The sequence below is a fragment of the Streptomyces sp. NBC_00385 genome (assembly GCF_035917155.1).
Classification (GTDB): domain Bacteria; phylum Actinomycetota; class Actinomycetes; order Streptomycetales; family Streptomycetaceae; genus Streptomyces; species Streptomyces poriferorum.
The window spans coordinates 7,113,074-7,138,938 of sequence record NZ_CP107951.1; the positions used below are offsets into that span (position 1 = coordinate 7,113,074).

The window sequence follows — 25,865 nt, forward strand, 5'->3', positions numbered from 1 at the left end:
AAGGGAAGGGGCCCCGCGGCGACGCGGGGCCCCTTCCGTCTCACCAGGTGGCCCGCAGCTGGCGGATGATCCGCCGCCGCAGCCGCACCCGGCGACTGCCGTCCAGGCGCAGCGTCAGCCGGTCCAACTCCCAGTGCCCGTACTCGGCATGGTCGGTCAACAGGCGGGCCGTCTCCTTCCGGGACACCCCGCGCGGCACGTACACATCGACAAATTCGTATTCCGGCATCGCATCTATTGTGCGGGCAGAGCCCGTGTACGGATAGCGTCTGCCCTATGTCTGATGCTGCGCAGCCCACCGCTGCCGAGGTACGCGCCGCCGCCGATGCGGTCAAAGCCGCGATCGACCACCACCTCGCGGCGGTCGAGCGCCGGTCCGGGGACGACGACCCCGCTGTCTACGACGCGTTCAACGCACTGGCCGCTGCGGCCGAGGTCTACGACGAACTCCTCTACGACCGCCATGACGAGGTCACCCCGTTCGAGATTCCGGGGGTGGAGGACTCCCTGCCGCCGTACAGCGGCCCGGAGGAGCCGAACGCCGTGAGCGTGCTGATCCGCCGCGACTACGCGGTGGTGGAGCCGCAGCGGCTGCTCGCGCAGGCACAGCGCCTCGCCGACGTGGACCCCGAGGACCGCGGCAGCGAGAGCGCGGCCGTGGTCGGCAGCAGTGTCCACGCGGCGCTGGGGGTGCTCTTCGGGGAGTACGAGGCGGACGAGATCGCCTCCCGGCATACGGAGTTCGGTCTGGAGGAGGGCGACTCCACGCTCTGGGTCGCAGCCGCGGACGAGCTGCCGGAGCCGGGGGAGTGGCTCGGCGCCCCGTTCGACGACGCGGACCCGGAGCTGGTGGTCTGCCGCTTCGACGTCAGCGCGGTCTTCGACGAGGACGACCTGGACGAGGAGCTGGACGGCCTGACGAGGGACAGGACCTGATCCCCTCCCCGCAGCCCCTGACGGAGCAGTGCCGAAGGGCCGGGCGGACGCGCGACGCGTCCGCCCGGCCCTTCGTGTCATCCGTCAGCCGTCGGACGCCTCCAGCAGCGTCCGCAGCCGGGTGGTGCGGTCCTGGGCGGGGGACTGGGCCACCGCGCGGGGCAGGGCCTGGTCCACACCGTGCACCACGGACAGATGCCGCTCCCCCCGGCCGAACGCGGTGTAGACCCAGGGGCGGCTCAGCCCCTGAGCCGCGTCACCGGGCAGGACGACGACGGCCGCGGGCCACCGCATCCCCGCCGCCTGGTGGGCACTGAGCGCCCAGGCGTGCCGGACGGAGGCGGCGACCCGCTCCTGCGGCACGACGACGGGGCTCCCGGAGCAGTCCAGATGCAGGCCCTCGGCGTCGGCGGAGACGACCACGCCGGGCACGGTCCTGCCCGGCGCGGGCACGTGGGCCACCCGGTCCCCGGGGTCGAAACCGCCGAAGCGGCCCGGGCCCGGGTTCAGCCGCTGCTTGAGCGCCTCGTTCAACGCCCGGGTGCCCGCCGAGCCGCCATGGCCGACGGTGATGACCTGGGTGTCCGAGGAGGGCACGCCGATGGCGCGCGGCACGGAGTCGGCGACGAGCTGCACCGTGCGGTGCACGGCCTCGCCCGCGTCCCGCACGGGGACGATCACGACCTCCTTGCCCGGCGCCTCCACCTGGTTCAGCTCCCCGATGCCGATGCCCGAGACCAGCTCTCCGATCGGCCCGGGATCCGGGGTGCGGGAGACGACCTGGGGGCAGGCGCGGGCCGCCAGCACATCGGCGAACACCCGCCCCGCGCCGGCCGACCCCAGCACTCCGGGATCGCCGCTGAACACCAGACGGGTGCCGTCGGCGAGGGACTCCACCAGCATCGCGCCGGTCTCCACGTCCAGCTGCGGGGCGTCCAGCACGACGAGCAGGTCCAGAGCGAGCGCCCCCTCCTCGTCCCGTCCGGGGCCCTCCGTGCCCGAGAGCAGCCCCGCGAGCGTGACGGCCGCCGAGGCGTCGCCCACCGCGTCGGCCAGCCGCTGCCGGCCGTCCACGCTGTGCGTGGCGCCCAGGGCCCGCAGACCGAGGCTCGCGGCGGCGGCGATCAGCGCGGCGGGTTCGGCCCGCGCCGCCTCGCCGCCCGTGTGCGCGACGAGGCCGTGGGCCGCGGCGGTGCGGATCAGCTCCGTGGCCGAGGGGGAGGGGGCCGCCGCGGCGGCCTCCGCCCAGTCGGCGTCCTTCTCGCAGGCGTTGACCAGCCGGGCGATTCCGTCGGCGAGGCTCTCCTCCGCCAGCGCGTACCGGTCGAGGCCGAGGAGGACCTGGACCGGCTCCCGCTCCGCCGCCGGTTCCGCGCCCTGGTCGCCCGCGTCCGTGCCCTCGCTCTCCTCGTCCGTGTCCCCGTCCGTGTCCTCGTCCTCCGGGCCGTCCTGGAAGACCAGGACGACGCCCTCCGCGATGGCGTGCTGCACCGCTGCTCCGGGGTCGGTCACCGCCCGCGCGGCGAGCGCGGCGCGCACCTCCTCCGCGTCCAGGGCGGTGTGGCCCTGCAACGCCGCCCGTTCCAGCAGCCAGCCGACGAGGGCCGCGGTGCGCCGCTCGTCGTCGGGTCCGCATCCGGTGTCCAGCAGGGCCCGGGCGAAGGTGTCGGCCTGCTCCGGGCCGACACCCGGCAGGGACAGCAGCTGCCACGGGTCCTCCCGCAGTGCCTCGTCGGCCTGCGCGCCAAGGACGGCGGCAGCGGGGGCCGCCAGCGCCTCCGGGGCCCCTCCCTGGGCCAGCACGGCCGCCACTGCGGCGACGGTCTCCGGCGACGCGCCCCGGGACACGCGGACGGGCTCGGGGGCCTGCGCGCGCACCGGCGCCGGTGCGGGGACGCTCCGGCGGGCCGGGGGCGGGGCGGGGGAGTCGAAGAAGGCGGTGCCGGGCTTCTCGCCGCTCTCCACGGCGCGCACGGCCGCCAGCAGATCGGCCGCCGGGCCGCTCAGCTTCGTACCGGCGGCGATGGGCCCTTCCTTCTCGGCCTTGCGCTTCTCGATCCGCTCGCGCAGTTCGCGCTGGGCGGCCAGTTCCGCCTCGGCCTCGGTGGGTGCCGCGGCAGCGGTGGCGTCACCCTCGGTGCTCGTGTCCGCGGCGGTGTTCTCCTGGGGCGCGGACACGTCCGGCTCCTCCCCGGGTCCGTCGGCCGTCGCCTCACCGGCACCGTCGTGGGCGGTCTCCGCCTGCTCGGCGGGTGCGGGCGCGGTGGCGGGCTCGTCCGCGACGACGCTGTCGTCGTCGGCGGCCGAGGGGCCGGGGGATTCCCCCCGGGGAAGCGCAGTCACAGCGTGCTCCAGTCCTGGTCGGGATAGCGGTGCACGGGCGCCGACACGTCGTCGAGCGCCTGGCAGATCTCGTCAGGAAGACTAAGCGTCTCCACTGACAATGCCTCCGTGAGCTGCTGCGCGTTGCGCGCGCCGATGATCGGGGCCACCACTCCCGGCCGGTCCCGTACCCAGGCCAGGGCCACCTGGAGGGCCGTGGTGGCCAGCCCGTCGGCCGCCGTCGCCACGGCGTGCACGATGCGGCTCGCCGGGTCGTCGAGATACGGCTCGACGAACGGGGCCAGCAGCTCGGAGGCGCCGCGGGAGTCCGCCGGGGTCCCCGTGCGGTACTTGCCGGTCAGCACGCCCCGGCCCAGCGGGGACGACGGCAGCAGCCCCACGCCGAGGTCGAGCGCGGCCGGCAGCACCTCGCGCTCCACGCCCCGTTGCAGGAGCGAGTACTCCATCTGCGTACTGGCCAGCCGGGTCCGCACCCCGGGCGAGGCGAGCTGCCAGGTCGCGGCCTTCGCCAGCTGCCAGCCGCAGAAGTTGGACACCCCCGCATACCGGGCGCGCCCGCTGGAGACCGCGATGTCCAGCGCCTGGAGCGTCTCGTCCAGCGGAGTCATGGGGTCGAAGGCGTGGACCTGCCACAGATCCACGTAGTCCGTGCCCAGCCGCGCCAGCGAGGCGTCCAGGGCGGCCAGCAGATGCCCGCGCGAGCCGTTGAACCTGCGGTACGGATCGGCCACGCTGCCGGCCTTGGTCGCGATGACCAGGTCGTGCCGCGGCACCAGACCGGCGACGAGCTGCCCGAGCAGGTACTCGGCCTCGCCACCGCCGTACACGTCCGCCGTGTCGACCAGGGTGCCGCCCACCTCCCAGAACGCCTTCAGCTGCTCGGCAGCGTCGTGCTCGTCGGTGTCCCGGCCCCAGGTGAGGGTGCCGAGCCCGATCCGGGACACTCGAAGGCCGGTGCGGCCGAGATGCCTCTGCTCCATGGGCGCTGAGGTTACTGGCCGGAGCCGCGCACGTGGCAGGCCTGTGGACAACCGGGGCCCGGGTGGCCCCTGCCGTATCGCCTTCCCGCGCGCTAGAGTCCGGAGCACAGGGACGTTACTGATCAGTAAGGGGAGCGGCTATGCGGCTCGGCATCAATCTCGGTTACTGGGGCGCGGGAATGGACGGCGACAACCTCGCCGTCGCGCAGGAGGCCGACCGGCTCGGCTACGACGTCTGCTGGGCGGCCGAGGCGTACGGCTCCGACGCGCCGACGGTGCTGTCCTGGGTCGCCGCGCAGACGGAGTCCATCGACGTCGGCTCCGCGATCATGCAGATCCCGGCCCGCCAGCCCGCCATGACGGCCATGACCGCGGCCACGCTCGACTCGCTCTCCGGCGGCCGCTTCCGCCTCGGCCTCGGGGTGTCCGGGCCGCAGGTCTCGGAGGGCTGGTACGGCGTCAAGTTCGACAAGCCGCTCGCCCGCACCCGGGAGTACGTCGAGATCGTCCGCAAGGCGATGGCCCGGGAGCGGCTCTCGTACGAGGGTCAGCACTGGACGCTCCCGCTGCCCGGCGGTCCCGGCAAGCCGATCAAGCTGACCGTGCACCCCGAGCGCGAGCACATCCCGCTCTACATCGCCGCGATCGGGCCGAAGAACCTGGAACAGACCGGAGAGATCGCCGACGGCGCCCTGCTGATCTTCCCGTCCGCGGACCATCTGGAAGACACCGCGATGCGGTACCTGCGGGCCGGGCGCGAGAAGGCCGGCAAGACCATGGACGGCTTCGACGTCTGCCCGACACTGCCGCTCGCCGTGGGCGACGACATCAAGGGCCTCGCCGACATGTTCCGGCCGTACACCGCGCTGTACGTCGGCGGCATGGGCAGCCCCAAGCAGAACTTCTACAACCAGCTCGCCCAGCGCATGGGGTACGAGAAGGAGGCCGCCGAGATCCAGGAGAAGTACCTGTCCGGCGACAAGGCCGGCGCCGCCGCCGCGGTGCCCCACCAGCTGATCGACCAGACCACGCTGCTGGGATCGGTGGAGCGGATCGCCGACCGGATGCAGGCCTACGCGGCAGCCGGTGTCACGACCCTGACCCTGGCCCCCGCGGGCTTCACGCTGGACGAGCGGCTCGCCGCCCTGCGGGCCGGCACGGACGCGCTGGAGCGGTCCGGGCTCGCCTAAGGGCTGTCCCGCAATTCCTGGTGGATCAGCGCGCGGCGTCAGATGCGGTGCATCGCAAGACGGAGAGGCGCCCGCATACTGGATGTATTCGGGCGTTTCGACAACGGAGGGGGTCCCCCCCCCGTGCCGTTGAGGCTACGGGGGAGAGGTGCCGTAGCTGTCGTCGTGCGCCCGCCAGGAATCGCGGGACAGCCCTTAGGGCCTTTCGTCCGTCTCCGCGACGGGCAGCACTACGGCCGTGGTGGGGGCTCGGGGGTCCTCCCCGCCACGGCCGTCACCGGGAACAACGCGGGCGGGACGGTGGGGTTACGGGGCTGTGCGGAAACGGTTCACCAGCGGCGGGGCCGCGACGGGGCCGGTGCCCCGTTCGGCCCAGTGCGGGAGCGCTCCTGTTGCCCGTCGGGACCGGGCGCATTTGACTGGCGCTCGGCAGACGCCGGCACGGAGGTGGCAGTGATGCTCTCGGCAAAGAACCTGTTCCAGGAGATGCTCGACGACGACGACGCGTTCCGGCTGTTCTGCTCGATCGCTGCCAGCGGGGAGTCCCAGGGCGGCTGGGAGAACGGCCGCATCGCCGCGCTCGTGCCCGCGAGCCAGCGCGCGCTCGCCCCGAAGATCGCCCGGCACGGCGCCGACGAGGACAAGCACGGGCGGATCTTCGACGCCCTGCTGAGGAAGCGCGGTCTGACGGCGGTCCCGGTCCCGCACGAGACCGACTACACGATGCTGCTGGAGAAGCACGGCATCGGACTCGCCCACGAGCAGCTGGGGCGCGAGGAGCCGCTCACCGAGCGCGACATCATCACCTACCTCGCCCACAGCCGGGTCACCGAACAGCGCGCCTCCGAGCAGATGCGGCTGCTGCGCAAGCACTTCGCCGACCACCCCGACCTGGGCCGTGCGGTCAGGATGATCTCCAACGACGAGGACAACCACCTCGCGTACTGCCACGAGGAGCTCCTGCGCTTCGCCGCGGCCGGGCACGGCCGGACGATCCAGCACATCCTGCGCGAGTGCGCCCTCGCCGAGATCCGGGTCTACCGCGACGTCAGCCTGGCCGTGATGGATCACATGGGCCGCGTCCTCGGGTGGTCCCGGGCGAAGGCCGCGGTGCTGGCGGCCGGGATCCACGCCGTCCACGCGTACGAGCGGCTCCTCGGCTGGCGGCGCATGGTCAGCCTGGTGCCCCCCGAGCGGCGGGACGCACTGGGCGGGCCGGCCGTACCGGCACCAGAGTTCGCCTGAGGCGGGGCGGGTCCGCCCAGCCGGCCGTCAGAGCCAGCCGCGGCGCTTGAACTGGCGGTACAGGCCGATGACCGCGCCCGCCATCAGCAGGACGACCGCCGGGTACGCCCAGACCCACCGCAACTCGGGCATGTGCTCGAAGTTCATGCCGTAGATCCCCGCGACCATGGTCGGCACGGCTGCCATCGCCGCCCAGGCAGAGATCTTGCGCATGTCGTCGTTCTGCCGCACCCCCATCTGCGCGAGATGCGCCGACAGGATGTCCGAGAGCAGCCGGTCCAGCCCCTCCACCTGCTCGTTGGCGCGCGTCAGATGGTCCTGGACGTCCCGGAAGAACGGCTGCGAGTGCTCGTGGACGAACGGCACCCCGGCGCTCGCCAGCCGGGCCATCGGCACGGCCAGCGGGACCGTCGCCCGGCGGAACTCCAGCACCTGGCGCTTGAAGGTGTAGATGCGGGCGGCGGTGTTCTTGGAATCGCCCGTTCCGCTCGGGGCGAAGACCTGCGTCTCCAGCTCCTCCAGGTCGACCTGGAGCTCACCCGCGACATCGATGTAGTGGTCCACGATCGCGTCGCTGATCGCGTACAGGACCGCCGTGGGCCCGTGCTTGAGCACATCGGCCTCGGCCTCCAGACGGCGGCGGACCGCGGCCAGGGGCGCACCCTCGCCGTGCCGCACCGTCACCACGAACGAATCGCCTATGAACACCATCAGTTCGTCCGCGCTGACCGTGTCGCTCTCGTGCTCGTAGACGATCGGCTTGATCACCGCGAACAGCGAGTCGTCGTACACCTCCAGCTTCGGCCGCTGGTGGGCCGCCAGGGCGTCCTCCACCGCCAGCGGATGCAGCCCGAACTCGCTGCTCACGAGCTCGAACTCCTTCTCCGTGGGCTCGTGCAGGCCGATCCACAGGAACGCGTCGCCGCTGGCCCGCGCCTCGTCGAGGGCATCGGAGAAGTCGGCGGGTCCGTCGGTGCGGCGTCCGTCCCGGTAAATGGCGCAGTCCACGATCACGCGCGCATTCTTCCCTGCTCCGGTCCCCGGCGCACCTTCGCGTGGGCGTCGGCCTACGCTGGCCCGTATGCCGACCCTGATCCTCGTACGCCACGGACGCTCCACCGCCAACACGTCCGGGGTGCTCGCCGGCCGCACCCCCGGTGTCGCACTCGACGAGCGCGGCATCGAGCAGGCCGCCGCGCTCCCCGCACGGCTGGCCGCCCTGCCCCTCGCCGCCGTCGTCAGCAGCCCCCTGCAGCGCTGCCACGAGACCCTCGGGCCGCTGCTCGCCGCCCGGCCGGAACTGACGCTCCACACCGAGGAGCGGATCAGCGAGTGCGACTACGGGGACTGGTCCGGGCGCAAGCTCGCCGAGCTCACCGACGAGCCGCTGATGAAGGTCGTCCAGCAGCATCCGTCCGCCGCGGCGTTCCCCGGCGGCGAATCGATGCGGGCGATGCAGGCACGCGCCGTCGACGCGGTACGGGACTGGAACGCGAGGATCGAGGAGGAGCACGGTGAGAACGCCGTCTACGTCATGTGCTCCCACGGAGACATCATCAAGTCCCTCGTCGCCGACGCCCTCGGCATGCATCTGGACCTCTTCCAGCGCGTCCACGCCGACCCGTGCTCCGTCACCGCGATCCGCTACACCAGGCTCCGCCCGTTCCTGCTGCGCCTCGGCGACACCGGCGATCTGGACTCCCTGGCGCCCCGCGAACCGGCTCCCGACGCGAGCGCCGGGACGGGCGGCGGCGAGGAGGACGCGGCGGTCGGGGGCGGCGCTGGGGCACCGTGATCGCTCCGCGCAGTAGGGTGGACGCGCCGTAGACGCCTTTCCGGGGGGACTCTCCCGGCCCGGCCCGGCCGACCCTCATATGCCGTCAATTTCAAGGGAGACAGGACGTGTCCCGTCAGGTGTTCCTCTACGACCCCCCGGACCGTTTCGTGGCCGGCACGGTCGGGCTGCCTGGACGTCGTACGTTCTTCCTGCAGGCATCCTCAGGCGGACGTGTCACCAGCGTTGCCCTGGAGAAGACCCAAGTCGCCGCGCTCGCCGAGCGGGTCGACGAACTGCTCGACGAAGTGGTGCGGCGCACCGGCGGGAACTCGCCGGTGCCGGCCGTGGCCCCGATGGACGTCACCGACACCGCCCCGCTCGACGTCCCCGTCGAGGAGGAGTTCCGGGTCGGCACCATGGCGCTCGCCTGGGACGGCGAGGAACAGCGCATGATCGTCGAGGCGCAGGCCCTGGTCGAGCTGGACGCGGACTCCGTCGAGGACCTCGCGGAGGCCGAGGAGCGGCTGCTCCAGGACGAGGAGAACGGCCCGCCGATGCTCCGGGTCCGGCTCAGCGGCGCCCAGGCCAGGGCCTTCGCCAAACGCGCCCTGGACGTCGTCAACGCCGGACGCCCCCCGTGCCCGCTGTGCAGCCTGCCCCTCGATCCGGAAGGACACGTATGCCCGCGCCAGAACGGATACCGTCGCGGCGCCTGAGCGACGAGGGGCTGATCACCCTGCTCGGCAAGGGGCGGCTCACGGTCCTCGGACAGGTCCGCGGGGCCTCCAACGCGGTGCTCTACTGCTCGGTCGCGTACGAGGGCGAACAGGCGCACTGCGTCTACAAGCCGGTGGCCGGCGAGCAGCCCCTGTGGGACTTCCCCGACGGCACCCTCGCCCAGCGCGAGGTGGCCGCCTACGAGGTGTCCGAGGCGACGGGGTGGGGCCTGGTGCCCCCGACCGTGCTGCGGGACGGGCCGTACGGCCAGGGCATGTGCCAGCTCTGGATCGAGGCGGCGCCCCAGGACGAGGACGCCCCCGGCCTCCTCGCGCTGGTCGAGGACGAGGAGCCGGGCGAGGGCTGGAAGCCCGTGGTCCTCGCCGAGGTGGCGGAGGGAAGGACGGCGCTGCTGGTCCACGCGGACGATCCCCGGCTGCGCAGGCTCGCGGTGCTCGACGCCGTGATCAACAACGGTGACCGCAAGGGCGGCCACCTGCTGCCCGGACCCGACGGCCGGCTGTACGGCATCGATCACGGTGTGACCTTCAACGCGGACGACAAGCTGCGCACGCTGCTGTGGGGCTGGGCGGGCGAGCCGCTGCCGGCGGAGGCCGTCGAGGTGCTGGACCGGCTGGCCGCGGAACTGGAGCCGGGGGCCGCGCTGGTCACCCGGCTGGGGGAACTGATCACCGTCGCGGAGATCGAGGCCCTGAGGGCCCGTGTGGCGGCGTTGCGGGGTACGGGGCTGCACCGCGAGCCGAGCGGCGAGTGGCCCGCCATCCCGTGGCCACCGGTGTGACCAAGCCCCGGTGACCGCTGCGGGGCCCCGGGAACCACCGGGGCATGCACCTTCCGGGCCGGGGTGCAAGAGTGCCTCTTCGGTCAGGATCCCCCCTCCGGTTCGTATCCGGAAGCCGCGTCCGGTTACGCTCGTGGCATGCATGCCTGGCCCGCTTCTGAGGTCCCCGCCCTGCCTGGCAAGGGCCGCGACCTTCGGATCCACGACACCGCGACCGGCGGACGGATCACCCTTGACCCCGGTCCCGTCGCCCGCATCTATGTCTGCGGCATCACGCCGTACGACGCGACCCACATGGGTCATGCGGCGACCTACAACGCGTTCGACCTCGTTCAGCGCGTGTGGCTCGACACCAAGCGGCAGGTTCACTATGTCCAGAACGTGACCGACGTGGACGACCCGTTGCTGGAGCGGGCCGTGCGCGACGGACAGGACTGGACCGAGCTCGCCGAGCGCGAGACGGCCCTGTTCCGTGAGGACATGACTGCCCTGCGCATGCTCCCGCCGCAGCACTACATCGGAGCCGTCGAGGCGATACCCGGCATCGTGCCGCTCGTCGAACGGCTCCGGGACGCGGGCGCCGCCTACGAACTCGACGGCGATGTGTACTTCTCCGTCGACACCGACCCGCACTTCGGCGAGGTATCCAACCTCGACGCCGAAGCGATGCGGCTGCTCTCCGCCGAGCGCGGAGGCGACCCGGACCGCCCGGGCAAGAAGAACCCGCTCGACCCGATGCTCTGGATGGCCGCACGCGCGGGCGAGCCGAGCTGGGACGGCGCTTCGCTCGGCGCCGGCCGGCCCGGCTGGCACATCGAGTGCGTGGCCATCGCCCTGGACCACCTCGGCATGGGCTTCGACATCCAGGGAGGCGGCTCCGACCTCGCCTTCCCGCACCACGAGATGGGCGCCTCGCACGCCCAGGTGCTGACCGGCGAGCACCCGTTCGCCCAGGCGTACGTGCACGCCGGCATGGTCGCCCTGGACGGCGAGAAGATGTCCAAGTCCCGGGGCAACCTGGTGTTCGTCTCGGTGCTGCGCCGCGACGGCGTGGACCCGGCGGCGATCCGCCTGGCGCTGCTCTCGCACCACTACCGCTCCGACTGGGAGTGGACCGACCAGGTGCTCGCCGATGCCGTGGCACGGCTCGCCCGGTGGCGCGCCGCCGTCTCCCGGCCCGACGGGCTGTCCGCCGACGCCCTGGTCGAGGAGGTTCGCGCGGCCCTCGCCGACGACCTGGACGCCCCGGCCGCCCTGGCCGCCGTGGACCGCTGGGCCGAGCGGCAGACCGCCGAGGGCGGGACGGACGAGGGAGCGCCGGGACTCGTCTCGCGCACCGTCGACGCCCTGCTCGGTGTCGCGCTGTAACTGCCTGCCGTACGACGTTCGTTCACCGGCCCCGAACTTCTTGATGAAGTTCGGGGCCGGTTCCGTTTTGTCCATGGTCAAATGCTCGGTGCTGCGCTAAAAGCGCTCTATGCAATCATCAACGCGCATCAGAGGGGCAGTAGTTGCAGCGCTGCTGGGCCTGCTCGCCGCGGTCTCGGGACCGGGCAGCGCACAGGCGGCGGACCCGGCCGAACCCGCCGGCACGACGGTCGGCGACCTCACCGGCTTCACCGCGGACGGGCCGGTGTACCGGCTGACCGCGGGGGCCGCGAAGGCCCGCGTCAGCTTCGTGTCCGAGGAGACCTTCCGGATCGAACTCGCCCCGGACGGCACGTTCGAGGACCCCGCGGGCGATGCCATCGTCCTGCCGCAGGGCACACCTCCCCGCACCCGGTGGAAGGAGCGCGGCGACCGCTACGACCTCTCCACGGGCGACGTCACGCTGCGTGTCTACAAGTCGCCTCTGCGGTTCGCCCTGTACCGGGCCGACGGCAGCCAGGTCTGGTCCGAGGCGAAGGGGCTGAGCTGGGACGGCGAGAAGACCACCCAGACCCTGGCCCGCGGCGCCGACGAGCAGTTCTACGGTGCCGGCATGCAGAACGGGCGGGGCAACACCTCCCACCGGGACAAGACCGTCGAGGTCGGCGTCGACTACAACTGGGACGACGGCGGGCACCCCAACTCGGTGCCGTTCTACCTCTCGTCGGCCGGCTACGGCGTCTTCCGCAACACCTTCTCACCGGGCACCTACGCCTTCACCGACCCGGTGACCACCACCGAGCAGGAACGGCGCTTCGACGCCTACTACTTCGCGGGTGACAGCGCCAAGGACGTCATCGGCCAGTACACGAAGCTGACCGGCAAGCCCTTCCTGCCTCCGGTGTACGGGCTGGAGATCGGCGACGCCGACTGCTACCTGCACAACGCCAACCGCGGTGAGCGCCACACCCTGGACGCCCTGAAGGTCGCCGACGGCTACGTCGAGAACGACATGCCGAACGGCTGGATGCTCGTCAACGACGGCTACGGCTGCGGTCACGAGGACCTCGCCGAGACCGCGCAGGGCCTCCAGGACCGCGACATGCAGCTCGGGCTGTGGACCCAGGACGGCATCGAGAAGATCGCCGAGCAGGTCAAGGCCGGCCAGCGCGTCGCCAAGCTCGACGTCGCCTGGATCGGCGAGGGCTACAAGTTCGCCCTCGACGGCTGCAAGGACGCCTACAAGGGCATCGAGGACAACAGCGACGCCCGCGGCTTCACGTACGCCCCCGAGAGCTGGTCGGGCGCGCAGCGCTGCGGTGTCCAGTGGTCCGGCGACCAGTACGGCACCTGGGACTACATCCGCTGGCAGATCCCGACCTACGCGGGCGCCACGATGTCCGGCCTCGCCTACACCACGGGCGACGTCGACGGCATCTTCGGCGGCAGCGCCAAGACGTACACCCGCGACCTCCAGTGGAAGATGTTCCTGGGCACGACGATGACCATGGACGGATGGGCGGCCAGCGACAAGCAGCCCTTCCGGTACGGAGAGCCGTACACCTCCGTCAACCGCGACTACCTCAAGCTCAAGGAGTCGCTGCTGCCCTACCAGTACTCCTACGCCCACGAGGCCACGAAGACCGGTGTCGGCATGGTCCGCCCGCTGGTGCTGGAGTACCCGGACGACCCGAAGGCCGCGACGGAGGCCGCGAAGTACGAGTTCATGTCCGGCGAGGACTTCCTCGTCGCCCCGGTCTACGAGGACAGCACCGAGCGCGACGGCATCTACCTGCCGAAGGGCACCTGGACCGACTACTGGAGCGGCCGGACGTACGAGGGACCGGTCACGGTCGACGACTACGACGCCCCGCTCGACACACTGCCGCTGTTCGTCAAGGGCGGTGCCAGTGTGCCGATGTGGCCCGGCATCCGCTCGTACAAGGACCGCACGGCCACCTCCCCGCTCGCCTGGGACATCTACCCGCAGGGCCGTTCGTCCTTCACGCTGTACGAGGACGACGGTGTGACCCGGCAGCACCGCGACGGCGCGTACGCCACCCAGACGGCCGAGGTCCGCGCACCGGCCGGGGGCGCGGGTGACGTCACCGTCAACATCGGTGAGAGCAAGGGGAAGTTCGAGGGCAAGCAGAGCAGCCGCCCGTACGAGTTCAGCGTGCACACCGGCTCCGCGCCGAGCGCCGTGAAGCTCGCCGGCAAGCTGCCCCGGCTGGACTCGGCCGCCGCGTACGCCTCGGCGAAGCAGGGCTGGTGGTACGACCGCGACGACCGCGGCGGCGTGGTGAAGATCAGGACCGCCCCGCTGTCCACGGGCAAGAAGTTCTCCGTGAGGCTGGAGAACACCAGCGCGGTCGGCGGGCGCGACACCGCCGCGAGCGCGGTCCTCTCCGCTCCGCAGGGGCAGGAGACCGGCGCCGGTGCCGCGAGCACCGTGGCCGTCGACGTCACCGCGGGCACGGCCGACGTGACGGACGCCGTGGTCTCGCTCGACGTGCCCGACGGCTGGCAGACCACGCCGGCCGCGGCGGTGGACCGGATTCCGGCGGGCACCACCCGGCGGGTCGAGGTGAAGGTCACCCCGGCACAGGACGCCGAGGCGGGGGAGGCCCGGATCACCGCGCTCACGCGCTACCGGTCGGCGGGCGAGTCCCGCACGGCCGTCCAGCGCTTCGCCACCGCCGTGATGCCGGCGCCGCCCACCGGCGAGGTGTGGGCGAGCGACCTCGAGTGGCTGACCTCCGCCAACGGGTACGGACCCGCGGAGCGCGACCGCAGCAACGGCGAGTCGGGCGCGGCCGACGGACACCCGCTGACCCTGGCCGGAAAGGTGTACGAGAAGGGGATCGGCACCCACGCCGACTCCGACATCGAGGTCTATCTCGGCGGACAGTGCTCGAAGTTCACCGCCGACGCCGGGATCGACGACGAGATCAACGGCTACGGCGAAGTGGCGTTCTCCGTCGAGGCGGACGGCAAGGTGCTGTGGACCTCGCCGAAGGTGACGGGGGCCTCGGCGGCGGTGCCGGTCGATGTGCCGCTCGACGGCGCGCGGCATGTGCGTCTGAGGGTCACGGACACCAACGGGTCCAAGACCGGCGACCACGGGGACTGGGGCGCGGCGCGCTTCGTCTGCTCCTGAATGCCGGCAGCGACGCGGGGGAGCCGGGCGGGTACGCACCTGCCCGGCTCCACGCTGCCCGGATCAGTCCTCCGAGGAGTCGTCCGACGAGTCCTCCGACGAATCCTCCGGTGGCCCGCTGCCCGCGGAGCCGCCGGCCGGAGGGGACCCCTTCCCGGGGCCGGTCTCCGGCCTGGGCGGCTTCGGCGGCCTGGTCCGGCCGCTCGACGGGTCCCGCAGATACGAGCCGTCACCGCTCTCCGTGGCGTGCCCGCCCGGAGCCTGGCCGGGGCCCGGGTCCCGGCGCCGCAGATAGCGCTCGAACTCCCGGGCGATGGCCTCACCGCTCGCCTCGGGCAGCTCCGCGGTGTCCCGGGCCTCCTCCAGCGTCTGCACGTACTCCGCCACCTCGCTGTCCTCGGAGGCCAGTTGGTCGACCCCGAGCTGCCAGGCACGTGCGTCCTCGGGCAGTTCACCCAGCGGGATGCGCAGCCCGATGAGGTCCTCCAGGCGGTTCAGCAGCGCCAGGGTGGCCTTCGGGTTGGGCGGCTGCGAGACGTAGTGCGGCACCGCCGCCCACAGGCTCACCGCCGGCACACCCGCGTGCGTGCACGCCTCCTGGAGGATGCCGACGATGCCGGTCGGCCCCTCGTACTTGGTCTCTTCCAGGTCCATGGTCCGCGCCAGATCCGGGTCGGACGTGACTCCGCTGACCGGCACCGGCCGGGTGTGCGGGGTGTCGCCGAGCAGCGCACCGAGCACCACCACCATCTCGACGCCCAGTTCATGGGCGAATCCCAGGATCTCGTTGCAGAACGAGCGCCAGCGCATCGACGGCTCGATGCCCCGGACCAGGACGAGATCGCGGGGCTTGTCGCCGCCGATACGGACCACGGAGAGCCGGGTGGTCGGCCAGGTGATCTTGCGCACCCCGCCGTCCAGAAAGACCGTCGGGCGGTTGACCTGGAAGTCGTAGTAGTCCTCGGCGTCCAGCGCCGCGAACACCTCGCCCTTCCATTCCCGGTCCAGATGCGCGACCGCCGTGGAGGCGGCGTCACCTGCGTCGTTCCACCCCTCGAACGCGGCCACCATGACCGGGTCGATCAGCTCGGGAACCCCCTCGAGCTCGATCACCCAGGCCTCCTTCCGAAGTTCCCTTGCGTACGGAACAACCTTACGGCTTCCGGCCACTCCCGCCGCAGCCCTTGCGCACGGTGGGGCGAACCCGGCCGACGCGGGACGCGTCATCGGCTGCAGCGAGGCATCGGTGCAGCTATACATCCGAGCTGTGTGGGGTCAGTTTCCCCTCGACTCTGGACGTTGGGGCCTTCAGGACGCTATACATCGGATGACCAGAGCAGAGGTCCGATGTTATTTCCCCTGGGGGCGCACATGAGTCAGACCGTCACGGACTTCGAGGTCCACGACATCCGTTTTCCGACCTCGGAACAACTGGACGGTTCGGACGCCATGAACCCGGATCCCGACTACTCGGCCGCCTATGTCGTGCTGCGTACCGACGGAGCGGACGGTGACGGCGGCGGCATCGAGGGGCATGGCTTCTGTTTCACCATCGGGCGCGGCAACGAGGTGATGGCGGCCGCCATCGAGGCGCTGCGGCCCTATCTGACCGGACGGCCGGTACCCCGTACCGCGGCCGACCTCGGCGAGCTGTACCGGGACCTCACGCACGACTCCCAACTGCGCTGGCTGGGACCCGAGAAGGGCGTGATGCACATGGCGGCCGGCGCGGTGCTCAACGCGGCCTGGGACCTGGCGGCCAAATACGCGGGCAGACCCGTCTGGCAGTTCCTGGCCGGGATGACGCCCGAGGAGCTCGTCTCCCTCGTCGACTTCCGGTACCTCACCGACGCCCTCACCCCCGAGGAGGCGCTCGCGATCCTGCGCGCCGCCGAGCCGGGCCGGGCCGAGCGCATGGAGCGGTTGCGTTCCGAGGGGTACCCGGCGTACACCACCTCGCCGGGCTGGCTCGGCTACTCCGACGACAAACTGGTGCGGCTGGCGAAGGAGGCCGTCGCCGACGGCTTCACCCAGATCAAGCTGAAGGTCGGCGGTGATGTCGCCGACGACGTCCGCAGGCTCGCCCTCGCCCGGGACGCCGTCGGCACCGGTGTACGGATCGCCGTCGACGCCAACCAGCGCTGGGACGTCGCCGACGCGGTGGAGTGGATGACCGCGCTCGCGCCGTACGACCCGCACTGGATCGAGGAGCCGACCAGCCCCGACGACATCCTCGGCCACGCCGCCGTGCGGGCCGGCCAGCCGGTCAAGGTCGCCACCGGTGAACACGTCGCCAACCGCGTCGTGTTCAAGCAGCTGCTCCAGGCCGGCGCCGTCGACTTCGTCCAGATCGACGCGGCCCGCGTCGCCGGTGTCAACGAGAACCTGGCGATCCTGCTGCTCGCCGCCAAGTTCGGCGTGCCCGTCTGCCCGCACGCGGGGGGCGTCGGACTGTGCGAGCTGGTCCAGCACCTCTCGATGTTCGACTACGTGGCGGTCTCCGGCACCTGGGAGGACCGGGTGATCGAGTACGTCGACCACCTCCACGAACACTTCGTCGACCCCACCGTGATCGAGTCCGGTCGCTACACCGCTCCGGCGGCACCGGGCTTCTCCGCCCGGATGCACCCCGAGTCGATCGCCGCACACCGCTACCCGGAGGGCCCCGTATGGCAGGCCCGCCGCATCAACGAGGAGGACAGCCGATGACCGGCACACGCGACTTCGAGGGGATGAACGCTCTCGTGACGGGCGGCGCCTCCGGTATCGGGGCCGCCGTCGCGACCATGCTGCTGGAGCGCGGGGCACGCGTCGCGGTACTCGACCGGGAGACCGCGGGGGCACCCGAGGGGACCCTTGCCGTCAAGGCGGACGTCACCGACGACGCCGCCGTACGCGCGGCCGTCGACCGGGCCGCCGCCGAACTGGGATCCCTGCACACGCTCGTGTCCAACGCGGGCATCGGCTCCATCGGCAGCGTCGAGGACAACGACGACGACGAGTGGGCCCGGGTCCTGGACATCAACGTCCTCGGCATGGTCCGCACCGCACGGCACGCGCTGCCGCACCTGCGCGGCGCCGCCGCCGAGCGCCCCGGCGCCGTATCGATCACCCAGACCTGCTCGATCGCCGCGACCGCGGGGCTGCCCCAGCGTGCCCTGTACAGCGCGAGCAAGGGCGCCGTCCTGTCCCTGACGCTGGCCATGGCCGCCGACCACGTCCGCGAGGGCGTCCGCGTCAACTGCGTCAACCCGGGCACCGCGGACACCCCGTGGATCGGCCGGCTGCTCGGCCAGGCGGACGACCCGGCCGCCGAACGCGCGGCCCTCAACGCCCGGCAGCCGCTGGGGCGGCTGGTCTCCGCCGACGAGGTGGCCGCCGCGATCCTCTACCTCGCCAGCCCCGCCGCGGCCTCCGTGACGGGCACGGCCCTGGCCGTCGACGGCGGAATGCAGGGCCTGCGCCTGCGCCCCGCCGACAGCTGACCCGGGACGTGCGGTCCGGACGGGACGGTCGGGACCGCACTTCTCACAGCATCCGCACCACCTGTACCACGCACCCCCGCAACGTCATCAGATCCTTCGAGCCGGTACTCCACAAAGGAACGGGACACCAATGAGAGTGCGTACGACGAGTGCGGCGGCCTGCGCCGTGCTGCTGGCCGTCACTGCCCTCGCGGGCTGCAACCGCGAATCATCGGACAAGGGCGCGGGCAGCGAGAAGATCGGCATCGACCTGCCGCGCAGCGACAGCGACTTCTGGAACTCCTACCAGAACTACGTCGAGAAGGGGGTGAAGGACGGAGACGTCAAGGCGCTGCCGCTGACCAACTCCCAGAACGACATAGGCAAGCTCGTCGCCAACGTCCAGACCTTCACCGACCAGGGCGCCAAGGCCGTGGTGATGGCCCCTCAGGACACCGGTGCGATAGCCGAGTCGCTCAACACGCTGAACGACAAGAAGATCCCCGTCATCAGCGTCGACACCCGCCCGGACAAGGGCAACATCTACATGGTGGTGCGCGCCGACAACAAGGCGTACGGGACGAACGCCTGCAAGTACCTCGGCGAGCAGCTGAAGGGCAAGGGCAAGGTCGTCGAGTTCCAGGGAGACCTGTCCTCGATCAACGGCCGCGACCGGTCCGAGGCCTTCAAGGCCTGCATGGACAAGGACTACCCGGGCATCAAGGTGTTCGAGCTGGCCACCGAGTGGAAGGGCGACGTCGCGTCCGCCAAGCTCCAGTCCACGCTGGCCGCGCACCCCGACATCAACGGCATCTACATGCAGGCCGGCGGCGTCTTCCTGCAGCCGACCCTGGCGCTGCTGGAGCAGAAGAAGCTGCTGAAGCCGGCCGGTACCCCGGGCCACATCACGATCATCTCCAACGACGGCATCCCGGAGGAGTTCGACGCCATCAAGGCCGGGAAGATCGACGCGACGATCTCCCAGCCGGCCGACCTGTACGCGAAGTACGCGCTGTACTACGCCAAGGCGGCCCTGGACGGCAAGACCTTCAAGGAAGGCCCGACCGACCACGACTCGAACATCATCAAGATCCCGAACGGCTTCGAGGACCAGCTCCCCGCGCCCCTCGTCACGAAGGACAACGTCGACGACCCGAAGCTGTGGGCCAACCAGCTGGAGAAGAAGAGCTAGTCATGGACCAGGCACCACCACCTGCCGTACAGGCGGAAGGCGTCGTCAAGCGCTTCGGGCCGACCGTGGCGCTCGACGGGGTGAAGCTCACGGTTCGGCCCGGTGAGTCGCACGCGCTCGTCGGACGCAACGGCGCGGGCAAGTCGACGCTGGTCAGCGTGCTGACCGGCCTCCACAAGGCGGACGCGGGCACGGTCACCTTCGGCGGGGAACCCGCGCCCGCCTTCGGAGACACCACGGCCTGGCAGTCGAAGGTCGCCTGCGTCTACCAGAAGTCCATGGTCGTCCCCGACCTGACCGTCGCGGAGAACCTCTTCCTCAACCGGTTCGACGAGAAGTCCCGCTGGATCAGCTGGGGGAAGCTGCGCAGACGTGCGGAGCAGCTCCTCGCCGACTACGGCGTCCAGGTCGACCCGAACACCCGGGCGCGCGATCTCGCCGTGGAGCAGCGGCAGTTCGTCGAGATCGCCCGCGCGCTGTCCTTCGGCGCCCGGCTGATCATCCTCGACGAGCCGACCGCCCAGCTCGATGCCCGCGGCATCGGCCGGCTCTTCGACAAGCTCCGGGAACTGCAGGACCAGGGAGTGGCGTTCCTGTTCATCTCCCACCATCTGCAGGAGGTGTACGAGCTGTGCACGGCGGTCACCGTGTACCGCGACGCCCGCCATGTCATGACCGCCCCGGTGGCCGACGTCACGAAGGACGATCTGGTGTCGGCGATGACGGGAGAGAAGTCCGGCGGCGCCGTCGCCTGGCACGCCTCCGGCACGGCCACGCCGCCCGACCCGGCCGCGGAGCCCGTCCTGCGTACCCAGGGGCTCACCCTGGACGGCTGGTTCGCACCGGTGGACCTCCAGGTCCGCCCCGGTGAGGTGCTCGGCCTGGCCGGTTCCGCGGCCAGCGGCAACACCGCGCTGGGGGAGGTCCTGGCGGGGATGCACAAGGCGGACGGAGGCACGGTCCGGGTGCACGGCAAGGACGTGCGGTCGGGAAGCGTGCCGCACGCGCTGGACGCCGGGATCGGCTACATCCCCGAGGACCGGCACGACCAGGGCCTCGTCCTCGGGCGCAGCGTCGCCGAGAACGCCACCCTCACGGTCACCGACCAGCTCGGCCCGTGGGGGACCGTACTGCCCTCCCGTACCAGGGAGTTCGCCCGGGCCATGATCAGCTCGCTGGACATCAAGACCCAGGGGCCCGAGCAGGCCGTCTCCGGGCTGTCCGGCGGCAACCAGCAGAAGGTCGTGGTCGCCCGGGCACTGGCCCGCAAGCCCAGCGTGCTGGTGGCGGTCCGGCCCACCGCGGGGGTGGACGTCAAGTCCAAGGACTCGCTCCTCGGGGTCGTACGGCAGGTCGCCGACGAGGGGAACGCGGCAGTGATCATCTCGGACGAGCTGGACGACCTACGGGTCTGTGACCGCGTACTCGCCCTGTTCCACGGCCGGGTGGTCGAGACATTCGCAAGCGGGTGGGCCGACGGAGAACTCGTCGCCGCCATGGAAGGTGTGGGGGAAAGGGAATGACCGGCACGGTAAGGCCCCCGGCGGCCGAAGACATCGAGAGCGCGCTGAAGGGTCCGCTCGCGGGCGACAGCCCGCTGAACCGGCTGAAGCTGATCCGGTGGAGCGACTTCTCGCTCGTGCCGGTGATCCTGGTGGTGATGCTGGTCGGGTTCATCGTCTCGCCGGTGTTCCTGACCTCCCAGAACCTGATCAACGTCGTCCAGCAGTCCTCCGAGCTCAGCCTGCTGGTGCTCGCCCAGGCCTTCATCCTGATCTGCGGGCGGATGGACCTGTCGCTGGAGTCGACGATCGGTATCGCGCCGGTCATCGCGCTGTGGCTGGTGCTGCCCGGAGGCGGTGACCGGTTCGCCGGTCTGGGGGTGATGCCGGGCTGGACCGCGGTCCCGCTCTGCCTGCTGGCGGGAGTGGTGATCGGCGCCTTCAACGGCTTCCTGATGCTGAAACTGCGCGTCAACGGCTTCATCGCGACGCTCGGCATGCTGATGATGCTGCGGGGTCTCCACAACGGCATCACCGAGGGCAAGTCGATCATCGACGTCCCGCCCTCCTTCAGCTACCTGGGCAAGGCCTCGTGGCTCGGCGCGCCGGCGGCCGTCTGGATCTGCCTGGCGCTGTTCGCCATCGGTGGTGCGGTACTGGCCTGGACGCGGCACGGGCGCTCGCTCTACGCGATCGGCGGCAACCCGGAAGCCGCGCGGGCCGCCGGTATCCGCGTCGACCGCGTCACCTGGATCGTCCTGGCGGTCGGCGGGCTGCTCGCGGCCTTCGCCGGCATCCTCTACACCGGCCACTACGGATCGGTCGGGGCCACGCAGGGCAAGGACATGATCTTCGACGTCATGGCGGCCGCCGTGATCGGCGGAATCGGCCTGAAGGGCGGCCGCGGCACCATCTTCGGCGCGCTCACCGGCGTACTCACCCTCCGGCTGGTCGTCAACGTGATGACCCTGGCCGGTGTCCCGGGCCAGTGGGAGAAGTTCCTCAACGGCGCCATCATCATCATCGCCCTGGTCGCCTCGCGCTATGCCAGCCGCGAGGAACAGGACTGACCGTCCAGCCCCGCCGGCGTTTGAGGCGCGGGGTCCGGGGCGGAGCCCCGGTTACGGGAAGGGGCGGGTAGGGGAAAACCCCACCCGCCCCTTCCCGCTGCCGCACACGCAGCTAAAGCGTCGACCGCAGCCACTGCTCCACGCTGGCGACATGCACCGTCGCCCACGCCCGCGCAGCCTCCGCGTCGCGGTCCCGCAGCGCCGAGAGGATCGCTCGGTGCTCGTGGAGGGTGCGGCTGACCGCGTCCTCCTGGGTCAGACCGCGCCACACCCGCGCCCGGGTCGTCGGGCCCGAAAGCCCGTCGAGCAGCGAGCAGAGCACCGAGTTGCCGGACGACTGCACGATGCCGCGGTGGAACTCCAGATCGCAGGCCACCAGTTCCTCGACCGAGGGGCGCTCGCCCAGCGCGTCCAGCTGGGCGCTCAGCACGTCCAGCTGTTCCTCACTGATCCGGGCCGCCGCCATGCCGGTCGCGGCCGGCTCCAGGATGCGACGGACCGCCAGGAACTCCAGCACCGTGTCGTCGCGGTGGAAGTCCACCACGAAGCTCAGCGCCTCCAGCAGCAGCTGGGGGTCGAGGCTGGTGACGTAGGTACCGTCGCCCTGCCGTACGTCGAGAATGCGGATGAGCGACAGGGCGCGCACCGCCTCCCGCAGCGAGTTGCGGGACAGGCCGAGCTCCGCGGCGAGTTCGCTCTCCTTGGGGAGGCGATCGCCGGGCCGTAGCGCACCCGAGACGATCATTCCCTTGATCTTCTCGATGGCCTCGTCAGTGACAGCCATGGGCGACCTCCAGACATCCGATGTATCGACCCATTATGCGGCCCGCAGGAAGGCTGGAGTACCCATCGCGGGAATCGGCGCATGCGAACGGGGGCGGCGTCCCCCCGGACGCCGCCCCCGTCCGCCCCCGTCCGCCCGTGTCAGCTCTTCCGCTCGTCCAGCACCGACTCGACGCCGGCCCGGATCTCGTCCGTCGCCAGACCCCGGATGGTCAGCGTCGTCCGGCGCCGCAGCACGTCGTCAGCGGTCTCGGCCCACTCGTGGTCCCGCGCGTAGGCGACCTGCGCCCAGATCTCCGGTGCGTCGGGGTGGATGCGCTTCGCGAGCTCCGGGTTCTCGTTGGCCAGCCGGGCGATGTCGAAGGACAGCGAACCGTAGTGCGTGGCCAGGTGCCGTGCCGTGTCGGCGGACATCCGCGGCCCCGGCGAACCGCCGTCGACCAGCAGCCGGTGCGCCACCGCGTTCGGGTTGGCGATGCCGGGCAGCGGGAGCTTCCTCGGCAGCCGCGAGACCGGCTCCATGTCCTCACCGAGGGGATGCCCGGGGAGCGCGGCCAGCTTGGTCATCACGGTGCGGCCGATGTGGCGGAACGTCGTCCACTTGCCGCCCGCCACCGACAGCATCCCGCCGCGGCCCTCGGTCACCACCGTCTCGCGCTTGGCCTTGGACGTGTCACCGGGACCGCCCGGCAGCACCCGCAGCCCCGCGAAGGAGTACGTGATCAAATCGCGCGACAGCTGCTGGTCCCGGATGGAGAACGCCGCCTCGTCCAGGATCTGTGCGGTGTCCTTCTCGGTCACCGCGACGTCCGCCGGGTCGCCCTCGTACTCCTCGTCCGTCGTACCGAGCAGCAGCATGTCCTCCCACGGCAGGGCGAACGTGATCCGGTACTTGTCGATCGGCGTGGCCAGGGCGGCCTTCCAGGGGCGGGTGCGCCTGAGCACCAGGTGCGCGCCCTTGGACAGACGTATCGACGGGGCCGCGTCCGGGTCCTCCAGCTTCCGCAGGTGGTCGACCCACGGGCCGGTGGCGTTCAGCACCAGCCGGGCGGTGACGCCGAACTCGGTGCCGTCCGTACGGTCCTCGAGGTCGGCGCCCGTCACCCGGCCCTTGGTGAACCGCAGTCCGGTCACCGCAGCGTGGTTGAGGACGGTCGCCCCCGCCTCGACGGCCGCGCGGACCGTCATCAGCGCCATCCGCGCGTCGTTCATCTGGTCGTCGCCGTACACCGCGACGGCCTTCAGATTGTCCGTACGCAGCTCCGGCACATCGCGCTGCGCCTTCGCCGGGCTGATCACATGGCCGACGCCGTCCCCGAAGGCGGACAGCGCCGAGTACGCGAACACGCCCGCGCCGAGCTTCGCCGCGCCGTGCGGCCCGCCCTTGTAGACGGGGAGGTAGAAGGTGAGCGGATTGGCCAGGTGCGGGGCCACCTGACGCGACACCGCACGGCGCTCGAAGTGGTTCTCCGCGACCAGCTTCACCGCGCCGGTCTGCAGATAACGCAGACCGCCGTGGAGCAGCTTGGAGGAGGCGGAGGAGGTGGCGCCGGCGAAGTCGCCGGCGTCCACCAGGGCCACCCGCAGCCCGGACTGTGCGGCGTGCCAGGCGGTGGAGATGCCCAGAATGCCGCCACCGATCACCAGGAGGTCGTACGTCGCCTTGGAGAGCTGCTCCCGTGTCTCGGCGCGGCTCGGAAGGGAGCCGGAGGCCGGGTGCGTCCCGAGGGCGGGGACGCTCTGCAGGGTGGTCATGTTTGTCTACTCCTCGTCGTCCAGCCAGCCCATGGTCCGTTCCACGGCCTTGAGCCAGCTCTTGTACTCGCGGTCGCGGGTGTCCGCGTCCATGCGGGGGGTCCACTCGGCGGCCCGGCGCCAGTTGGCGCGCAGCGCGTCGGTGTCGGGCCAGAAGCCGACGGCCAGGCCGGCGGCGTAGGCGGCGCCGAGGCAGGTGGTCTCGGCGACCATGGGCCGCACCACGGGTGCGTCCAGGAAGTCGGCGAGCGTCTGCATCAGCAGGTTGTTGGAGGTCATTCCGCCGTCGACCTTGAGCGCGGTCAGCTCGACGCCGGAGTCCTTGGTCATCGCGTCGCTGATCTCGCGGGTCTGCCAGGCGGTCGCCTCCAGTACGGCACGGGCGATGTGCGCCTTGGTGACGTAGCGGGTGAGACCGGCGATGACACCGCGGGCGTCGGGCCGCCAGTACGGGGCGAACAGTCCGGAGAACGCCGGGACGAAGTACGCGCCGCCGTTGTCCTCGACCGACGAGGCCAGGGTCTCGATCTCGGCGGCGGACTGGATCAGGCCCATCTGGTCGCGCATCCACTGCACCAGCGAACCGGTGACGGCGATCGAGCCCTCCAGGGCGTAGACCGGCTTCTTGTCGCCGATCTGGTAGCCGACCGTGGTCAGCAGCCCGTTGTAGGAGTTGACGGGCGTCTCGCCGGTGTTCATCAGCATGAAGGTTCCGGTGCCGTACGTGGACTTGGCCTCGCCCTCGGCGAAACACGTCTGGCCGAACAGCGCGGCCTGCTGGTCACCCAGCGCGGAGGCGACCGGCACGCCGTCGAGCACACCCCCCTTGGCATTGCCGTACACCTCGGCCGAGGACCGGATCTCGGGCAGCAGGGCCGCCGGGATGTCCATGGAGGCGAGGATCTTCTCGTCCCACTCCATGCGGTGCAGGTTCATCAGCAGCGTGCGCGAGGCGTTGGTGACGTCGGTGACGTGGACGCCGCCCTCGGTGCCGCCGGTCAGGTTCCAGATGACCCAGGAGTCCATGGTGCCGAAGAGGATGTCGCCGCGCTCGGCGCGCTCGCGCAGCCCCTCGACGTTGTCGAGCAGCCAGCGGACCTTGGGGCCGGCGAAGTACGAGGCGAGCGGCAGGCCGGTCTCGCGGCGGAAGCGGTCCTGGCCCACGTTGCGGCCGAGCTCCTTGCAGAGCGCGTCGGTGCGGGTGTCCTGCCAGACGAGGGCGTTGTGGACGGGCTCACCGGTGTGCTTGTCCCAGAGCAGCGTGGTCTCGCGCTGGTTGGTGATGCCGATCGCCTTCACGTCGGCGGCGGTGATGCCGGCCTTGACGATGGCGCTCGCCACGACCTCCTGGACGTTCTCCCAGATCTCGGTCGCGTCGTGCTCCACCCAGCCCGGCTTCGGGAAGATCTGCTCGTGCTCCTTCTGGTCGACGGAGACGATCCGGCCGTCCTTGTCGAAGACGATGCAGCGGCTGGAGGTGGTGCCCTGGTCGATGGCCGCGATGAACGGCCCGGTGCCGTGGGTGCCGGTGGTGTGTGCGTCGGTCACGGTGTGCTCCCGGAAGTCTGTGTGGTCGTGGGG

The 25,865-nt window shown here is 71.3% G+C and carries 21 protein-coding genes; 13 read left to right on the plus strand and 8 right to left on the minus strand.

Going from position 1 to position 25,865, the window contains the following annotated elements; translation table 11 throughout:
- Nucleotides 1-40: 40 nt before the first annotated feature.
- Complete coding sequence (locus OG959_RS31705; protein WP_136328229.1) at nt 41-229, minus strand: DUF5703 family protein; 189 nt, start codon at nt 227-229, stop codon at nt 41-43.
- Nucleotides 230-276: 47 nt separating this feature from the next.
- Here OG959_RS31705 and OG959_RS31710 point away from each other — a divergent pair, with 47 nt between their 5' ends.
- Nucleotides 277-936, plus strand: coding sequence for a hypothetical protein (locus tag OG959_RS31710; protein WP_326664008.1), 660 nt, complete (start codon nt 277-279; stop codon nt 934-936).
- A gap of 84 nt (nt 937-1,020) precedes the next feature.
- On the opposite strand, the gene OG959_RS31715 is transcribed toward OG959_RS31710, so the two are convergent.
- Nucleotides 1,021-3,279 (minus strand): helix-hairpin-helix domain-containing protein, encoded by a 2,259-nt coding sequence (locus OG959_RS31715; RefSeq protein WP_326664009.1) that lies wholly within the window; start codon nt 3,277-3,279, stop codon nt 1,021-1,023.
- On the minus strand, nt 3,276-4,259 hold the full coding sequence (locus OG959_RS31720; RefSeq protein WP_326664010.1) for an aldo/keto reductase: 984 nt from the start codon (nt 4,257-4,259) through the stop codon (nt 3,276-3,278). Before OG959_RS31720 ends, OG959_RS31715 begins: the two co-directional genes overlap by 4 nt.
- Nucleotides 4,260-4,399: 140 nt before the next feature.
- Here OG959_RS31720 and OG959_RS31725 point away from each other — a divergent pair, with 140 nt between their 5' ends.
- Together OG959_RS31725 and OG959_RS31730 are read left to right on the plus strand one after the other, a co-directional pair.
- Nucleotides 4,400-5,449, plus strand: a complete 1,050-nt coding sequence (locus OG959_RS31725) for an LLM class F420-dependent oxidoreductase (RefSeq protein ID WP_326664011.1) — start codon at nt 4,400-4,402, stop codon at nt 5,447-5,449.
- 456 nt (nt 5,450-5,905) lie between these two features.
- The gene (locus OG959_RS31730) at nt 5,906-6,694 is read left to right on the plus strand and encodes a ferritin-like domain-containing protein (RefSeq protein ID WP_326664013.1); all 789 of its coding nucleotides are present in this window, start codon (nt 5,906-5,908) and stop codon (nt 6,692-6,694) included.
- Nucleotides 6,695-6,721: 27 nt separating this feature from the next.
- On the opposite strand, the gene corA is transcribed toward OG959_RS31730, so the two are convergent.
- On the minus strand, nt 6,722-7,708 hold the full coding sequence (gene corA, locus OG959_RS31735) for a magnesium/cobalt transporter CorA (protein ID WP_326664015.1): 987 nt from the start codon (nt 7,706-7,708) through the stop codon (nt 6,722-6,724).
- A gap of 67 nt (nt 7,709-7,775) precedes the next feature.
- On the opposite strand from corA, the gene OG959_RS31740 reads away from it, so the two are divergent.
- The 5 genes from OG959_RS31740 to OG959_RS31760 all read left to right on the plus strand — a co-directional run bounded on the left by OG959_RS31740 (nt 7,776) and on the right by OG959_RS31760 (nt 14,518).
- A complete protein-coding gene (locus OG959_RS31740; RefSeq protein ID WP_326664017.1) occupies nt 7,776-8,489 on the plus strand; it encodes a histidine phosphatase family protein in 714 nt (237 codons plus the stop codon).
- Between the two features lie 107 nt (nt 8,490-8,596).
- Nucleotides 8,597-9,187 carry a DUF3090 domain-containing protein gene (locus tag OG959_RS31745; protein ID WP_020207450.1) on the plus strand — a complete coding sequence of 197 codons (591 nt, stop codon included), beginning with the start codon at nt 8,597-8,599 and terminating at the stop codon, nt 9,185-9,187.
- Nucleotides 9,151-9,990 carry an SCO1664 family protein gene (locus OG959_RS31750; RefSeq protein ID WP_326664020.1) on the plus strand — a complete coding sequence of 280 codons (840 nt, stop codon included), beginning with the start codon at nt 9,151-9,153 and terminating at the stop codon, nt 9,988-9,990. The genes OG959_RS31745 and OG959_RS31750 overlap by 37 nt, the downstream gene beginning before the upstream one ends.
- Nucleotides 9,991-10,128: 138 nt before the next feature.
- On the plus strand, nt 10,129-11,358 hold the full coding sequence (mshC, locus tag OG959_RS31755; protein ID WP_326664021.1) for a cysteine--1-D-myo-inosityl 2-amino-2-deoxy-alpha-D-glucopyranoside ligase: 1,230 nt from the start codon (nt 10,129-10,131) through the stop codon (nt 11,356-11,358).
- Between the two features lie 109 nt (nt 11,359-11,467).
- The gene (locus tag OG959_RS31760; RefSeq protein WP_326664023.1) at nt 11,468-14,518 is read left to right on the plus strand and encodes an NPCBM/NEW2 domain-containing protein; all 3,051 of its coding nucleotides are present in this window, start codon (nt 11,468-11,470) and stop codon (nt 14,516-14,518) included.
- A gap of 63 nt (nt 14,519-14,581) precedes the next feature.
- On the opposite strand, the gene OG959_RS31765 is transcribed toward OG959_RS31760, so the two are convergent.
- Nucleotides 14,582-15,631: a PAC2 family protein gene (locus tag OG959_RS31765; RefSeq protein WP_326664025.1), complete on the minus strand. Its 1,050-nt coding sequence runs from the start codon at nt 15,629-15,631 to the stop codon at nt 14,582-14,584.
- Between the two features lie 258 nt (nt 15,632-15,889).
- Here OG959_RS31765 and OG959_RS31770 point away from each other — a divergent pair, with 258 nt between their 5' ends.
- From OG959_RS31770 to OG959_RS31790, 5 genes are all read left to right on the plus strand, one after another.
- Nucleotides 15,890-17,227 carry an enolase C-terminal domain-like protein gene (locus tag OG959_RS31770; RefSeq protein WP_326664027.1) on the plus strand — a complete coding sequence of 446 codons (1,338 nt, stop codon included), beginning with the start codon at nt 15,890-15,892 and terminating at the stop codon, nt 17,225-17,227.
- Complete coding sequence (locus OG959_RS31775) at nt 17,224-18,003, plus strand: SDR family NAD(P)-dependent oxidoreductase (protein WP_326664028.1); 780 nt, start codon at nt 17,224-17,226, stop codon at nt 18,001-18,003. The genes OG959_RS31770 and OG959_RS31775 overlap by 4 nt, the downstream gene beginning before the upstream one ends.
- Nucleotides 18,004-18,133: 130 nt before the next feature.
- The gene (locus OG959_RS31780; RefSeq protein ID WP_326664030.1) at nt 18,134-19,174 is read left to right on the plus strand and encodes a sugar ABC transporter substrate-binding protein; all 1,041 of its coding nucleotides are present in this window, start codon (nt 18,134-18,136) and stop codon (nt 19,172-19,174) included.
- A gap of 2 nt (nt 19,175-19,176) precedes the next feature.
- Entirely contained in the window at nt 19,177-20,697 is a 1,521-nt protein-coding gene (locus tag OG959_RS31785) for a sugar ABC transporter ATP-binding protein (protein ID WP_326664032.1), read from the plus strand.
- Nucleotides 20,694-21,746: an ABC transporter permease gene (locus tag OG959_RS31790; RefSeq protein WP_326664034.1), complete on the plus strand. Its 1,053-nt coding sequence runs from the start codon at nt 20,694-20,696 to the stop codon at nt 21,744-21,746. Before OG959_RS31785 ends, OG959_RS31790 begins: the two co-directional genes overlap by 4 nt.
- Nucleotides 21,747-21,858: 112 nt before the next feature.
- Here OG959_RS31790 and OG959_RS31795 read toward each other — a convergent pair whose 3' ends face one another.
- From OG959_RS31795 to glpK, 3 genes are all read right to left on the minus strand, one after another.
- Nucleotides 21,859-22,530, minus strand: coding sequence for a FadR/GntR family transcriptional regulator (locus OG959_RS31795; RefSeq protein ID WP_219568983.1), 672 nt, complete (start codon nt 22,528-22,530; stop codon nt 21,859-21,861).
- Between the two features lie 140 nt (nt 22,531-22,670).
- Complete coding sequence (locus OG959_RS31800; protein WP_326664037.1) at nt 22,671-24,284, minus strand: glycerol-3-phosphate dehydrogenase/oxidase; 1,614 nt, start codon at nt 24,282-24,284, stop codon at nt 22,671-22,673.
- Between the two features lie 6 nt (nt 24,285-24,290).
- Nucleotides 24,291-25,832 carry a glycerol kinase GlpK gene (gene glpK, locus OG959_RS31805; RefSeq protein ID WP_326664039.1) on the minus strand — a complete coding sequence of 514 codons (1,542 nt, stop codon included), beginning with the start codon at nt 25,830-25,832 and terminating at the stop codon, nt 24,291-24,293.
- Nucleotides 25,833-25,865 lie beyond the last annotated feature (33 nt).

Excerpts from the sequence above, each read along its gene's own strand:
- OG959_RS31785 (WP_326664032.1), top strand. The coding sequence starts at position 19,177 with ATGGACCAGGCACCACCACCTGCCGTACAGGCGGAAGGCGTCGTCAAG.
- OG959_RS31705 (WP_136328229.1), bottom strand. The coding sequence starts at position 229 with ATGCCGGAATACGAATTTGTCGATGTGTACGTGCCGCGCGGGGTGTCC.
- mshC (WP_326664021.1), top strand. The coding sequence starts at position 10,129 with ATGCATGCCTGGCCCGCTTCTGAGGTCCCCGCCCTGCCTGGCAAGGGC.
- OG959_RS31770 (WP_326664027.1), top strand. The coding sequence starts at position 15,890 with ATGAGTCAGACCGTCACGGACTTCGAGGTCCACGACATCCGTTTTCCG.
- OG959_RS31740 (WP_326664017.1), top strand. The coding sequence starts at position 7,776 with ATGCCGACCCTGATCCTCGTACGCCACGGACGCTCCACCGCCAACACG.
- OG959_RS31780 (WP_326664030.1), top strand. The coding sequence starts at position 18,134 with ATGAGAGTGCGTACGACGAGTGCGGCGGCCTGCGCCGTGCTGCTGGCC.
- OG959_RS31800 (WP_326664037.1), bottom strand. The coding sequence starts at position 24,284 with ATGACCACCCTGCAGAGCGTCCCCGCCCTCGGGACGCACCCGGCCTCC.
- OG959_RS31775 (WP_326664028.1), top strand. The coding sequence starts at position 17,224 with ATGACCGGCACACGCGACTTCGAGGGGATGAACGCTCTCGTGACGGGC.
- OG959_RS31790 (WP_326664034.1), top strand. The coding sequence starts at position 20,694 with ATGACCGGCACGGTAAGGCCCCCGGCGGCCGAAGACATCGAGAGCGCG.
- OG959_RS31710 (WP_326664008.1), top strand. The coding sequence starts at position 277 with ATGTCTGATGCTGCGCAGCCCACCGCTGCCGAGGTACGCGCCGCCGCC.
- OG959_RS31760 (WP_326664023.1), top strand. The coding sequence starts at position 11,468 with ATGCAATCATCAACGCGCATCAGAGGGGCAGTAGTTGCAGCGCTGCTG.
- OG959_RS31750 (WP_326664020.1), top strand. The coding sequence starts at position 9,151 with ATGCCCGCGCCAGAACGGATACCGTCGCGGCGCCTGAGCGACGAGGGG.
- OG959_RS31725 (WP_326664011.1), top strand. The coding sequence starts at position 4,400 with ATGCGGCTCGGCATCAATCTCGGTTACTGGGGCGCGGGAATGGACGGC.
- OG959_RS31795 (WP_219568983.1), bottom strand. The coding sequence starts at position 22,530 with ATGGCTGTCACTGACGAGGCCATCGAGAAGATCAAGGGAATGATCGTC.
- OG959_RS31730 (WP_326664013.1), top strand. The coding sequence starts at position 5,906 with ATGCTCTCGGCAAAGAACCTGTTCCAGGAGATGCTCGACGACGACGAC.
- OG959_RS31720 (WP_326664010.1), bottom strand. The coding sequence starts at position 4,259 with ATGGAGCAGAGGCATCTCGGCCGCACCGGCCTTCGAGTGTCCCGGATC.